Raw genomic sequence first — 14344 nt, forward strand, 5'->3', positions numbered from 1 at the left:
AGAGCATGAACTTGGTTTTTAGATGTGTTTAGAGTTTTTACTTCACCTTCTAGCCTTCATACATAGACCTTTTTGAAAGAACAATGAGGGAAAATTTAGCTAACACTAATTAAATCGACAATCATTGGCATTGCTGCTGTTCTCAGCTTAACCCTTCTCCTCTAGGAGAAGGGTTAAGCTGAGGGCGATTCGGAGGCTAGATCGACTGTTACCAGGCTAATAGCTAACGACGTTTCCGCTTTTCGTCTCCGCCGCCAAATAACTTATAGACCCCATATCCAATGGCTCCAGCAGCAGCAACAGGAGCTAAAGCAACTACCGCAGTACCAGCGATAGCTCCTCCACCAACTACACCCCCGATACCAGCAAGAGTACTCATAATTGCCGCACCAGATGCTCCACCCGCTACAGTTACAGCACTAGCACCAGCGACACCAGCGGCAGCACCAATTCCTGTAGCTTTTCGTGCCACTGCACGGGCATCGCGTTCTTGCTTACGCAATCCTGGTTCATCTTTGAAGATAGTACTGTTGATGATCTTTGCACCAGCATACGCCGGACCTGCTGCTAGTACCGCTGGACCTGATGCCATACCTCCACCAATTACTCCACCTGCCGCAGCAAGACCTGAGGTAATTCCTGCTCCTGATGTTGCTGCCACAGACAGACCTGTCGCGGCACTAACAGCCGCACCGGCTGCTGCACCAGTATTGACAACTGACTGGACTGTCTTCAGATCTTTACGAATTCCACTGACCTTAGCAGCCTTATCGGCAATATCTTTCATGTCCACGGTTGGATTTCCCTTAGATAAAAATTGTTGCTAACAACAATTACGTCTTAAGAAAATGCAAAACAGCCTGAGTCCAGTAAAATTTCGCAGCTTCTAATCATGTTTATGCATCCGCATGAATCTTAAGTGAAGATCTTTACAACCTTACGGCAGGGTAGAGGCTAATAGTGCGTTTAGCTAGACAACGTTGCATTCACCTCATCACCCACACGAAGATATTTTCCGGCTTCAGACCGGGCAATGCGAGTATTAACCGCCATTCGGTAAAACGATTTGAACCGATTGCTGGCTACCCAATTTGGGAGGGTTTCTTCTCGCTTGACGGCAAAGGTCTTTTGAAACTGCGGTGTGGCTTCTCCAGAGATGGCGTCGCGGGTTGGAACCACGCATCGCAAACAGGGATTAATGCCTTGCACCTGCACATCCCCGATTTGAAAGAGCAAAGGTTCTTCAGTTTTGGTGTAAAGCCCATCTTCCCAAAATGCCGGGGTTTGACCAATTTCGAGATTGGTGCGGAGGCGCGATCGCATTCCCTCCACCGTCACCCCATCAAACCAATCTGCTGATACTTCTAAAGTTGCGGTGCTAATCAGAGTTGGTCCAGGCGAAGCTTCGTCGTCTGGAAATCCGGTCGTTCGATCTTGTTGCAGGCTGATAGGAAACCCGAAATAGTCGCTCAGCCATGCCGCGATCGCGCTGCGGGCATGATCCAAATGAAAGCTCACCGGATTTTCGCCTTGAATCGAAAGCGTTACTAATCGCGCTGGGAGATTGAACTGCGATCGAATCTGATGAACCTTGGCAGTGCGTTTGCCATTGACCCATTTTCCGTTAGAGTCCACCATGCAAAACTCGCGATCGCCCTCTAATGCGCCGCTCTCTAAAATTTTTGCCTGCCTAACTTCCACCGCCTCTAGCGATTTGATCGGATGGATAAAGATGCGATCGAGAGTTGGCATGGTTTGTCTCTATCATTCAATCTGTGAAGACTGCTTTTACTCTGAGTTTTACCTATCTGGGTTTTACCTAAGCTCGTCCTCAAGCTACAGTTTACAAGGTTCGAGCCGTTTGAAGCTGATAGTTTCAACTAGGACTGTTTGATATGCGATACTAGAAAGACGAATTTAGAAAAACGTCAATGTCGAAAAAATCAATAACATCAGAAAAACTAGCCAAACTAAATCCTCAGAGTGCTGCCAAACAGCCTTTTATGAAAACGCTGCGATCGCTAACAACCACCTATCAAGCCTTTTGTGCTTATGATGAGCCGCATATTCGTGAACTCGGATTAACGCCGCCTCAGTTTGATGTGCTGTGTACCTTGGGGAACACCTCAGGCATGTTCATGCATCAATTGGCAGAGCGAACCTTGGTCACAAAAGGAACGTTGACCGGCATTATTGATCGCTTAGAACAAAAAGGATTAGTCCGTCGAGAAGTGCCGCCAGAAAATCGGCGCTGCTTTCTCATTGTGTTGACGCCTGAGGGCGAGCAGGTCTTTCAAGACGTGTTTCCGGCGCATATCAGCTATCTAAAGGAGCGGTTTGACCAACTCGATGCCGCAGAATTAGAGCAAATTGAATCTGCGTTGCAGCGATTGCGACAAATTTTTAATTGATTTTATAACCAATATCGAAATCTATCGTAGGGGGCTTACCTTTCGCTAAAGTGAACCCTATCGTGTCGAAGAACAAAAAGAGGATGAGCGCGTGGATCAACGTTTAAAGCGATCGCAGGAGCTAAAGCAAGCATTAGTCGATTTTGTGTACGACGCGGAAGGAGAGTTAGCAACGGCTTTAGAGGCATTTGTCGCTGAGCAGTTATCTAAATCTCAGTCTAAAGACCGCAAGCAGCGCGATTTGGCTGTCGATTCGTTTCTCGGTCAGGGTCAGGTTGGTGATAAGACGCCGCTAGAGTTGTTTGTTAACGAATCGGAATTGTCAGAGAGCGATCGCACGCTTGTTCTCGGCTGGAAGCGCAATTTTGCTGGACTGTTTGTGATTCAGCACGTTCTACCCGATGGCTTTAAGCTAATGAATTGGCTCACGACCAATACCTATATCGTCAAGCCAACCGATGCAGCAACGCTAGAAGCAATGGCACGGTTAAAGCCAGGAGAAATTCTGCTGAGCCGGATTGCACCTGTGACAGAAGACGCGTGGATGTTCTTTAGTCCATACGTTCAATTAGGCAGTTTAGGTAAGCCAAAGTTAGCGGTTGCGATCGGTAACTTTAAACAGAACTACAAATCCGAACTTTACGGCGATGCTCCAGAGTTGTTAGAAGAAGCGTGGAAATCGGTGGAACGCTATCACCAAGATTTTCTCGACTTTTTTGGTGGCGCAGAAGTGAGCTTACCAGGCTATCAACTGAGTAAAAAGATTCCTGAGTTTCAAGATTTTCTGACAGAACGGCGACTCGATGAAGCAGGCGTCGATCGCAACAAATCGATGACTGAGCTGGCGCAAGAAGCAGGCGTTAGCGATGAAGAAATCGCAGAAATGGCCGAAGCGATGGGAATGGATGCGGACACTGCCGCCAAAATGATGACCGACAAAGCGGCGGCGAAAATGGTGACGCCTCAGATCGAATTGCCTCCCGAACTGAAGAAAGCAGAAGAAGTCACGATTTTGGCTCATCCTCGCTGGGGACAGATGATTTTACCGAATCATCAGCAGTTTATTGATCTGCTCAAATCTGACGATTGGAAGACGATTAAAGGGTCAGACAAACTGATTCGCAAATATCTTGAAAGTCGTGACATCAATACCTATGTCTGGAGACAATTAGCGAAAGATTACCCGACCCAGTTAGAGGCAGTGTTGCGCGAATTCTTGCAGCAACCTGACTTTGAGCTTGAGCGAGACTTGGATGATCTGCTGCGATCGCACCAAAAGCCTCTAGAACCTGAACTGCCCGAAATTGCTAGCGTTCCGCTCCATCTGCATAATTTGTTTCAAGAAGCATTAACTGAGGTGAGCAAAACAAAAGCAAAAGAGAAGAGCGATAAGAAATCTGCTAAGGGCTTTCAGCGTTAGCAAGAGTTTGGAGACGCCTAGTAGTTTGTTAAGTGGATTTTGCGAGGCGAGTTTTCTTTCTTGACAGACTACTAGGTATTTCAAGAGTGGAATTTTATGAATATCTTATAAAGATGCCGGTAATTTTGCAGTCATGGAAGGCTGTATAAATACTGAAGTTATATTTCTCTTATTTCTTGCTCTAAGTAGTAGATCAGGCTGTGGAGACGACCTGCTGACCTAAGCAACCCACTCTGACTAAGAGTTTTGGAACAAATCAATTGCAAATAATGACACACTTCAACATTTACTCAAACTTTATCAAATCTTTAAGAAAGTTGTAGTTGTCCGTAATTACAAGTAGACTCCTGAAAATAACTTCGTTTAGAAGCATAATTGTTCGCTGACCATAGCGAAGCATAAATGATCAGGGGCATGGTTGCTTGTTTGCTTAATTAGAACTTTCAGTCGCGCACAAGCGATCGCATTTGAACGAGCGATCGCACCTTCAGCTTGACATTGCAGATTGCGGTCTAGCTAGGTTGTGCTGCAATTTCGGGAGATTCTAAAGCGTTTCTACAGTTTGACGTTGTTAAACTTCAACGGGTTCGTAGGATGCCAACTTGCTGTGTAAAGAGTTTTGAGAGATTCGGAAATGCCTCCAATCATCTTCTACAAGCGCTTTCAACGTCTGTATTCTCGCGGTTTACTAATTCAACTGGTCAAACTGACTGATGCTTTTGATAAGGCATACAACTTTTGTTGTCTTTTTCGGAAACATCAAGCGTTTGAAAAATTCTAGTTTAATGTAACAGAGAACACGGAATTCATTGATTAATCCATGGCTAAAGTAATCGATGCAACAGAAATTCGGCAATGCTATCAACAAAATCTGAGTTGCTAAAGTTAATGCTAAAATCTTGAAGAAAAAGCACTAGCACCATCATGAAGAAAAAGAGCCTGAACAGATGCTCTAATAACAACTACAGGCACAAACGACAGTGAACATAACAAAAATGAGCAAAGTTTTGGTTGTAGAAGATGCACCATCGGAAATGGAACTGCTAAGCCACTATTTACAGCAAAGTGGTTACTTGGTCATCTCTGCAATGAGCGCTAAAGATGCACTTAATAAAGCAATTGAGCTGAAACCAGATATTGTAGTCACAGATGTCATTATGCCCGGAATGAGTGGTTTTACCCTCTGTCGCTCTCTCCGCAGACATCCTGAAACTGAAAACGTCCCGATCATTATTTGCACTTCAAAAAATCAGGAAATCGATCGGTTTTGGGGGCTGAGACAGGGAGCAAATGTGTATATGACAAAACCGTTTACACAAGACGACCTGATTCGAGCCATCAAATCTGTAGAAGGGTAATCGAGTGCTTCTCACAAAGGTGGGTTTCAGCATTGCCTCGAAAGAATCTCTAAGTTTGCCCTCGCTCTAGTCCTCTTTCATGGGAAAGGGGACAGGATTTTCAGTGCATTTACGCGACTATTTCCTTTACTTGTTGCACCTCACCTTAGTTATGGTTGACCAAATAGAATCGCAGATCTCAACGCCACCGTCTCGGCGTCTCGTGACTCCGCGTTCTCAAGACTCATTTTTCACTCGGCTAACGCCCCTCGGTCTAGAAAAGAAGATCGCCGCGATCGCGATCATTCTAGGAACATTACCCGTATTTGGTGTGGGCGCGATCGGCTACGGTTTAGCAAATCGCGCTTTGACGCAACAACTGGCAGACACTCAGCAGGTGTCGTCTGTTCGCTTAAGCGATCTCATTAGCCGCTACATGGCGCAGCGTTACGCTGATATTCAGGCAATTGCTAGTTCGGCGGTGTTGGCAAACGCAAAAGTGCGAGATAGTTTAAGTTCGACAGAACGAGATGCGGCGCTGAAGCGGATTGTCGAACCGTATGGGATGTATGACGATGTCGCCATTTTTGATTTAGAAGGCAATGTCTTGAGCCAAACGGCAAGTCAATCGGTTGCGAACCAAGCCAATCAAGATTACTTTCGCACTGTTCTAAAAACCAATAAACCGTTTATTAGCCAGCCGATCATTTTTTCAAAAGAGCGAACCTCTGAAGTTTATTTTGCAGCACCCATCAAAGATGCTGACACAGGGAAAACCATTGCGATCGCGCGGGCTGATTTACCGTTAGCGAAACTGGCGGATCAAATCAAATCCTACACCTTGGTCGGGCAAGAGTATCGCTTACTCAATAACTCCAGTGAAGTCTTTCTCGCCTCACAAAGCGATCGCATTGGGCGCAATGCCATGAGCGATTTTCCTGAACTCCGCGAAGGACAGCGCGACCCAAACCGTTATTTTAGTGAGCCAGGCAACCGTCTGTTCTTCAGCTACGCTCCTTGGACAAAGCTCGACGGCTTGCCCGATCTCAATTGGCAAATTTTGCTAGGCAGTACCGTTGAAACGGCTTCTCAACCGAGGCAACAACTGCTGCTGATCTTAGGAATTGGCACATCCGTCGCGGCGGTCTTGGCGGGATGTATTGCGGCATGGCTGTCGGGTCGCTTAGCTCGCCGCCTGACCTCTGTTACAACTGCGATTCAAGCGTTGGGTCAAGGACAGTTAGAAACCCGCCTAACACTACGCGGGGATGATGAAATTACATCCCTCAGTGGCAGCGTGAATTCGATGGCAGATCAATTGCAATCGCTGTTGCAGCAGCAAGTCCGCCACGCCTCCGATCTCCAATGCTTTAATGAAGCAACCTTCCACATTCGCAAATCGCTCGATGTGGACGGCGTGATGCAAACCGCAGTACGCGAGGTGAGACGATTGTTAGAGTGCGATCGCGCCCTTGTCTATCTGTTTGATGAGCAGTGGCAAGGCACAATTGTGGCTGAATCGGTGGCGTTAGGGTATCCGGCGTCGTTGGGCGTCAATATTGCGGATCCGTGTTTTGCTCAACAGTTTGTTGACAAATATCGCCAAGGACGAATGCATTCGATCAGCAATCTGGATACCGTTGATATCGATCCGTGCTATCGCGGCCAGCTCGAACCATTTCACGTGAAAGCAAACTTAGTCGCACCGATGGTGGTCGAGGGCAAGCTGATCGGATTGTTGGCGGTTCACCAGTGTTCTGGCCCTCGCGACTGGCAATCGTCGGAGATGAATTTGTTCTACCAAATGGCGGTGCATGTCGGATTTGCCCTAGAGCAAGTGCGACTCGTCGAACAAGAGCAAAAATTACTGCATGTCGAAACGCTATCTGAGGAGCGACGGCAGCACAAAGAAACCTTTCAGTTTCAGCTACTAGAACTGCTGCAACATGTTGAAAAAGCGGCAATGGGCGACCTCACCGCCCGCGCTATGGTGGGAGAGGGAGAAATCGGCATCATTGCGGATTTCTTTAACGCGATCGTAGAGAATTTGCAGCACCTCGTGCAGCAGGTCAAACAGGCAACGGTTGAGGTGAGTGCGTCGCTGGGCAACCATGAAGTCGCTGTGCGATCGCTGTCTACGGATGCTGACCTGCAAGCTCAAGAAACCGCGTCAACGTTGGCTTCTGTTGAGCAAATGATCACGTCGATCAAAACGGTGGCTCAAAGCGCTCAGCAAGCCGCGATCGTGAGTCAGAGCGCTTCAGCAACCGCAGAAACAGGCGGACTGGCAATCGATGCGACGGTGCAAAGCATTGTAGAGTTACGGCAAACGATCGGCGAGACGGCGAAGAAAGTGAAGCGATTGGGAGAAGCTTCGCAGCAGATTTCTAAAGTGGTGTCGCTGATCAATCAGATTTCGGTGCAGACGAATATGCTGGCGATTAATGCAGGCATCGAAGCGGCGCGGGCGGGCAAAGAAGGTCAGGGGTTTGCTACCGTGGCTGACGAAGTGGCAGCCTTGGCGGTTCGCGCCTCTGAAGCAACGCAAGAAATTGAACATCTCGTCTTAAATATTCAGCAAGAAACAGGCGAGGTGATCGATGCAATGGAGCAGGGCACAGCACAAGTTGTGGAGGGAACTCAGTGTGTTGAGGATGCGAAGCAGAGTTTAGAGCAAATGATGAAGGCTTCTCACGGCATCAATCAGCTTGTGCAATCCATTTCGCTTGCAACTGAATCGCAAGTTGAAACAACGCACGCGATCGCAACGTTAATGCATGAGATTGCCCAAGTCGCAGAACGAACTTCTAATTCGTCGATACAGGTGTCTGACTCACTGCGCCAAACAACGGCGATCGCAAAAGAACTGCAAGGTTCTGTCGAGACATTTAAGGTGAGCTAAATGGCCATCTAGGAGCATTTGCTTTGCCGTGATCGCTAGAACAGGACTTACGCGAAGGTTTCTCGTTGCTCACGCATAAGTCCTGTAGGGCGAATTTTGGTTACTTAGTATTAAAAGAGGCGAGGGGCATTGCCCCTCGCCTCTGCTATTTCTCCGATTTTATTGTTTATGTCGAAAGCTTTTTTATTAGATTCCAGCTTTCGTATTATGGGGTTTTATAGGTTTCAGAGTGAAATAGCTCATTCCTAAATGTAATGCTCATTTCCTTTAGCGTCAGTACGATTTGGTACGCACTAGACAAAAGGGCAGAATTATGCAATCACTCGCGCTCAAGAGGCAGCGATCGCTCAGTCATCTCTTTGATCAGCCTATAACACTCACAACACGCTTCTTCTAAATGTTCACGATCAACTATCGTAATTCTGCCTCGCCCATAGCGGATTAGTCCCGCCCGTTGCAGCGTTCCTGCTGCGATTGTCACGCCTGCCCTGCGGGTGCCGAGCATCTGAGCAATAAACTCTTGAGTGAGCGGGAGTTCGTTAGAACCTATGCGATCGCTAACCATCAGCAGCCAACGCGCTAACCGTTCTTCAATCGTATGGCGGCGGAAGCAGGCTCCCCCCTGTGACACCTGAAAAAATAGAGTCTGCGTGTACCTTAGCAGCAGGCGTTGCAGCGGCCCTCCTCGCTCAAACTCTACCTTAAATGGGGCTGCCGCCATGCGTATCCCACTATCGGCAGATTGAACGACCATTTCGTGGTGCGCGGTTGGGTCGCCTAAAAATACCTCAACGCCTAGCACGCCCTCGTTTCCAATGATCCCGACTTCAACACTCGCCCCGTCTTCTAGAATGGTGACTAATGAAATGATCGATTCGCGAGGGAAATAAACATATTCAATCGAGTCACCCGGATGATAGAGAACTTTCTGTAGGGGTAGGTCAACGACTTCTAGGTGTGGCAGAATGCGCTGATAGTCCTCGTCAGGTAAGGCGGCGAGCAGTTGATTTTTAGGTGAACCAAAATTCTGTAACAAAATAGCCTCCTGAACCAATGGGTAAACCAATGGCACAAGGAGGGGAATTCAGAGCCTAGTCCTAGTGATAAATTTTTAGACTGAAAAGCTCGAAGGCATGAACTTTCAGTATCTAATCCTATTTTAGCCTAGACTGTGATCGTTAAGTGTTGGTAGTTTAAGCCACAGACTTTAGACTTTAAGCCGCAGATAAGGGAAACCCGGCGGCTAGTAACCATGCAAACAATAGTGCACTTGCGATCGCGTAGATCCACGCCTCATTTAATAGTGCCTCAACAAATGACAACAATCCTATTAACACTGGAAACAGTGGCAATAGTAGAAACATGAATCCTAGTTTAGGTACTACAGAAATCACTAGAATAAATCCGCCAATCAGTATCAGGCTTTGTCCGAACCACCACAGGAAACGGCTTCTGGTACTGATATCTTGTTGAACAATGCCAGACGCGAGAAACCAAGGAAAACACGCGATCGCAATCGGCAACCAAACTTTCAACCGGGGTAAAATCAACCACCACTGAAGCCAAACAAATTGCGCCATCAGCCCAAACGCAATCCAAAGCAGCGCAAACACAGCAAGTCCAAGTCCGACCGTTCGGACGCTTGGACGGGGAAATCGACCGAGAACCACTAACCACACGAGTCCTGCAATCAAAAACCAAACGCCAACCGCGCCGCCAACTTGCACTCCTCCTAACGATTGCAGTTGAACGAGAGGATTGAGTAACAGCAGCCCTCCGACGGCTGCGATCGCCGAGCCAATCAGCCCGATCGCACTTCTGGCAATTGGTACTTTGGCAATTGGTACTTTGGCAATCGGTACTTTGATTTGTGAATCGGTGATTTGTGAATTGGTTGAGGTTGATGCTGCAAATTTCGGTGCAATGACACTCAGCGCCAGCAGCCATCCTACTAAATGCAGAAAATACCAAATCATGCGGCGATCGACATAATGGCTTGTGGATTGCCGATCGAACGCGGCATCTAGCCACTTCAACGCCGCCTGATGACTGGCTCCATTAAACAAAATCGTGATGTGTTCAACGCTTGGCACAACGATTAGCTCTCGCGCCTTGCCTTGATTGAACTGCGAATTCGCTCCTCCCGCTTGAGCCAGCGATCGCTCAGCATACGGAATGAGCCGTCCTTCCCAAGCGCCAACCTGTAATTGCAGACTGCGGGGTGCTTGTGGCGTTATGCCTCCCCCCGCAGAAGACACAGCGATCGTCGCCGCAAATCGATCCACGTCATTCACTCCTGCCGAAAGAACGGCTGATCCGCCCATCGAATGCCCCAACAGCGCTAGACGACTCGCATCGACTCCGGGTTGCTCCGTGAGCGATCGCAACGCCACCTGAAGATTCTTCTGAAGGGCGTTACCGTCAAATCTTCCTAGCGGGTTCGGATTGGCTCCATGTCCGTCAAAATCCCACAGCATAACGGCGTAGCCTGCTCGCGCCAACACATACCCATAGCCCAACATCAACTGTTTCGAGCCTGAAAAGCCGTGGGCAACCAAAACGCCGGGTGCAGCCTGGGCTTGTTTAGGCGCAATGTAGAGCAACGGAACCGTTTCCCGTTCAAAAAATCGGATGGTGAGTCCGGTTTGGGCAGCGGCAATGCCTGCCCACGAGATCACAATAAGCAGAACAGCAAGGAGCGATCGCAGCAGTTGCCAGCGAGTTAACCGAATCATGCAGATCTAGAGTATCAACAACTCTTTGAGATTAGTTCATCAAGGTCTGATTGCCGTGTGCCGATAGAAATGTCGTGAGTTCTTCGCGAGTCGGCAAAGACGGCTGTGCTCCAGCTTTAGTTACCGATAAAGCCGCGATCGCAGACGCTTGGATCATCGCTTTCTGGAGTGATAAACCTGCCGCTAAACCCGCTGCTAACCCTCCATTAAACGCATCTCCAGCCGCAACGGTATCTACTGCTTTGACTGGAAAACTCGGAATTAAAAAGGTTTCATTTCCGGTTGAACAAAATGCACCCAACTTGCCTAGTTTTATAATCACGGTTGCAACACCGCGCTGATGAATTAGCGTTGCGGCTCGCATTGCACTCTCTTGATCATTTACCGTAAATCCGACAAGTTGACTGGCTTCTACTTGGTTGGGCGTTATGACATCAACCCACGAATACAGTTCCATTGGTAGCGTTTGAGCCGGAGCCGGATCGAGAATAACCGTCACCCCCGCCTGTCTTGCCGCTTGAGCCGCCGCCACGACCGCTTCTAACGGAATTTCAAGCTGTAACAAGAGAACCTTTGCCTGTGGCAAAACCTCCTGCAATCGCTCTAGGTCAGCCTGCCCGACTCGCCCATTTGCACCAGGAACAACAATAATGTTGTTTTCGCTGGCATCATCAACCGCGATCGCGGCTACACCAGAACCAATCGATGCATCGACCAAGACGCGATCGCACCCGACACCATTGGCTATTAATCCAGCCAATAAGTCCTGCCCAAATGGATCATTTCCCACTCGTCCAATTAACTCGGTTGCTACACCCAATCGAGCCACCGCAACGGCCTGATTGGCTCCCTTGCCTCCTGATATCGTCTCAAACGAATGCCCGGTTAACGTTTCACCAGCAACGGGCAGGCGAGGAGTCCGGGTCACGAGATCCATGTTGATGCTACCAAATACGATCGCGCTCATAGAAATTTAGGGTTAGGAATGAGATTAAAGAGGCGGCTGAGACTTAATATCACCTTAGCTTTGCTTCAGTCAGTTAAAACTTGCTTATGAATTGCCAATCTTCTATTCGCAAAATCGTTGTCGATACCGATCCTGGAGGCGATGATGCTTTTGCATTATTTTGGTTGCAAAGCTTAGCTAAACGAGGGCTAGCCGAGATCATTGCCATTACAACCGCCGAGGGCAATGTTAGCGCTCAGCAAACCTTTCAAAGTGCGGGTCAGCTTTTGCACTTGGGCGGCTTCGATGCGGTAGAAGTCGGGCGAGGAGTGCGCCGAGCGGTAGAAGACATTGCGGATGCAGCTTACATTCATGGAGCAGACGGCATGGGAAACCTGTCTCACACGCTTCCTGTTTCTGGACGATCGTTCGCTACGGCACGAGACTCAGACGATATTTTGATTGAAAAACTGCAAGCGATGCCGGGAGAAATTACGATTGTTGCGATCGCGCCGCTCACCAATCTTGCTTCGGCTGAGAAAAAATCACCTGGTATTCTAAAACGCGCCAAGGAAATCGTCATCATGGGTGGCGCGTTCCAAACCCACGGCAATGTTACGTCACAGGCAGAATTTAACATTGCTTTCGATCCAGAAGCCGCGCAAATCGTGTTTGCTAGTCGAGCCGATCTGGTGGTCATTCCGCTCGATGTAACTCATCACTTAATCTTTACGCCTGAAATGGCAGCCCAACTCCAGCGCCATTGGGAAAACGCAACTCCAAAATTGTTACACTCATCGCAACTGACACACTTTATTGTTGCTCTTTGCGATTTCATGACTCGAACGTCATTGACCTATCGAGAAACGCGAGGAGTCCAAGGATTTTTGGTGCATGATGCGGCAACGCTTGCCTATTTGTTTTATCCAGAAACCCTCACCTTTCGTCGCGCTCAAGTGGACATTGAAACTGAAGGCCGGTGGACACGCGGCAAAACCATAATCGATAGTCGTCATAGCACCAAATTTTCAGCCAATGCTTGGATCGCTACAATGGTGGATTGTGTTTCTGTGTTAGCTGCAATGCTCGAAGATTTGAAAGACTTTACGGAATGAGCAGAACGTACTGAGCTTTACTTCACCTTTCCTACTGAGTCTCGCTCTTCCCTTTTCCTTATACCCAGAGTCTGATCATTGCGCGCTTTTACTCTCTTCAAGGTCAACCATCCGAAAGATGAATTGTAACGAATCCTACGCGAACCTTGTGTAGGATGCCGATCCAAACTATTCAATAATTGGAGAATACGAAATGGTAATGACACTTGACGATACAAAGCGTATGGCGATCGCTACAAAGCTTGCCGATTTAAAAGCAATCCAAGAACTAATTATTGCCAACGAACAAAAACTTATTTCGGCAACAGCAGATTCTGAGATTAATAAGCGCTTTCAAGACATGCTGAGAGACGACCAGAAAAATCTGGGTGTCTTGGACACAGTAATTGTTCAGTACGGCGTGAAGTCAGAGCCTAAAGAAACCGTTACTCAGATGATTCAGGCAGTTGAAAAACTCATGTCTGGCTCTGAATTAACCGTGTACGAGAAAGTGTTCCAGCATGAATTGCTGAAGCATGAACAGGCAATGTCGGGTATCGTAATTCACAAAGCGGCTCAAAAAGTTGGAGCAGACGTTGAGGCAGCTATCACACCACTTAACACTGTTAACTTCGAGAACCGCGCTCACCAAGAGCAACTCAAGGGCGTGTTAGAAAATCTGGGCGTGCGTGAATTGACTGGCATGGATGCAGATCAAGGTCTGTGGTCGCGTGTACAAGACGCTGTTGCTGCACTAACTGGAGTAGCAGGTAGTGTTGTTACTCACAACACCGACAAGTCTGACATGAACTTGCAAGATGTCATTCGGATGGATCACCAGAAGGTAAACATTTTGTTTGGCGAAGTTGAGCAAACCAACGACCCGCAGAAGCGCCAAGAATACTTCGGTCAGATCTTCAAGGATTTGACGGCTCATGCTCGGGCTGAAGAAGAAGTGGCTTACCCGGCGGTTCGAGGCAGATATTCCGAAGGCGACCTGAAGGAACTGTACGACGAGCAAGCTGAGATGAAGGTGATCATGGATGAGATTCGCGGATTGAATCCTTCCTCTGAAGAATTCCTCAACGCTGTGCGCAGTTTGCGTGACATTGTGATGGATCACGTGCGCCAAGAAGAAAGCACCTACTTTGCGGCCATCCGGGATAACTTCAGCAGTGCTGAAAGCGAGCAATTAGCGACTCAATTTAAGGCTGCTAAGAGCAAAATTCAAGATGAACTAGCTTCTATGAAATAGTAAGTTTGCTGAGTTGAGTTGATTTAGGGGCGTAGATAGCGCCCCTTTTGTTTGACTAATTCTACTGCGCTGAGCGATCATTTCGCATTATTCAATAGCATAATTGAATCTCCAATTTTTTTGAAAAAATTGGAGATTTTCCCAGATGTGATAGACAGCGGAGAAGATCGGTTGCATCTACTATAGAATTCGGGTCGTGTTCTAGACGTGTGGATTTTGCGATACTGGAGGAGTGTGGTTTCAG

The 14344-nt window shown here is 47.9% G+C and carries 11 protein-coding genes; 6 read left to right on the forward strand and 5 right to left on the reverse strand.

Annotated features, from left to right (window positions below; genetic code table 11):
* Positions 1-223 precede the first annotated feature (223 nt).
* Together AC5JLB_RS09755 and AC5JLB_RS09760 are read right to left on the reverse strand one after the other, a co-directional pair.
* Entirely contained in the window at positions 224-793 is a 570-nt protein-coding gene (locus tag AC5JLB_RS09755; protein ID WP_495873637.1) for a hypothetical protein, read from the reverse strand.
* A gap of 173 nt (positions 794-966) precedes the next feature.
* Complete coding sequence (locus tag AC5JLB_RS09760; protein WP_495873638.1) at positions 967-1752, reverse strand: MOSC domain-containing protein; 786 nt, start codon at positions 1750-1752, stop codon at positions 967-969.
* 179 nt (positions 1753-1931) lie between these two features.
* Between AC5JLB_RS09760 and AC5JLB_RS09765 the strand changes: the two genes are divergently transcribed.
* The 4 genes from AC5JLB_RS09765 to AC5JLB_RS09780 all read left to right on the forward strand — a co-directional run bounded on the left by AC5JLB_RS09765 (position 1932) and on the right by AC5JLB_RS09780 (position 8070).
* On the forward strand, positions 1932-2411 hold the full coding sequence (locus AC5JLB_RS09765) for a MarR family winged helix-turn-helix transcriptional regulator (RefSeq protein WP_495694892.1): 480 nt from the start codon (positions 1932-1934) through the stop codon (positions 2409-2411).
* Between the two features lie 91 nt (positions 2412-2502).
* A complete protein-coding gene (locus tag AC5JLB_RS09770) occupies positions 2503-3831 on the forward strand; it encodes a hypothetical protein (protein WP_495873639.1) in 1329 nt (442 codons plus the stop codon).
* 995 nt (positions 3832-4826) lie between these two features.
* Positions 4827-5189: a response regulator transcription factor gene (locus AC5JLB_RS09775; RefSeq protein ID WP_495873640.1), complete on the forward strand. Its 363-nt coding sequence runs from the start codon at positions 4827-4829 to the stop codon at positions 5187-5189.
* Positions 5190-5340: 151 nt separating this feature from the next.
* Entirely contained in the window at positions 5341-8070 is a 2730-nt protein-coding gene (locus AC5JLB_RS09780) for a methyl-accepting chemotaxis protein (protein ID WP_495873641.1), read from the forward strand.
* A gap of 319 nt (positions 8071-8389) precedes the next feature.
* Here the strand turns inward: AC5JLB_RS09780 and AC5JLB_RS09785 are convergent, their stop codons facing one another.
* From AC5JLB_RS09785 to rbsK, 3 genes are all read right to left on the reverse strand, one after another.
* Positions 8390-9106 (reverse strand): Crp/Fnr family transcriptional regulator, encoded by a 717-nt coding sequence (locus AC5JLB_RS09785; protein ID WP_495873642.1) that lies wholly within the window; start codon positions 9104-9106, stop codon positions 8390-8392.
* 178 nt (positions 9107-9284) lie between these two features.
* A complete protein-coding gene (locus AC5JLB_RS09790; RefSeq protein WP_495873643.1) occupies positions 9285-10805 on the reverse strand; it encodes an alpha/beta fold hydrolase in 1521 nt (506 codons plus the stop codon).
* Between the two features lie 31 nt (positions 10806-10836).
* A complete protein-coding gene (rbsK, locus tag AC5JLB_RS09795; protein WP_495873644.1) occupies positions 10837-11772 on the reverse strand; it encodes a ribokinase in 936 nt (311 codons plus the stop codon).
* An 86-nt stretch (positions 11773-11858) separates the two neighbouring features.
* On the opposite strand from rbsK, the gene AC5JLB_RS09800 reads away from it, so the two are divergent.
* Together AC5JLB_RS09800 and AC5JLB_RS09805 are read left to right on the forward strand one after the other, a co-directional pair.
* Positions 11859-12866, forward strand: a complete 1008-nt coding sequence (locus tag AC5JLB_RS09800; RefSeq protein WP_495873645.1) for a nucleoside hydrolase — start codon at positions 11859-11861, stop codon at positions 12864-12866.
* 193 nt (positions 12867-13059) lie between these two features.
* Positions 13060-14100, forward strand: coding sequence for a hemerythrin domain-containing protein (locus AC5JLB_RS09805; RefSeq protein ID WP_495873646.1), 1041 nt, complete (start codon positions 13060-13062; stop codon positions 14098-14100).
* Positions 14101-14344 lie beyond the last annotated feature (244 nt).

The organism is Myxacorys chilensis (assembly GCF_059505265.1).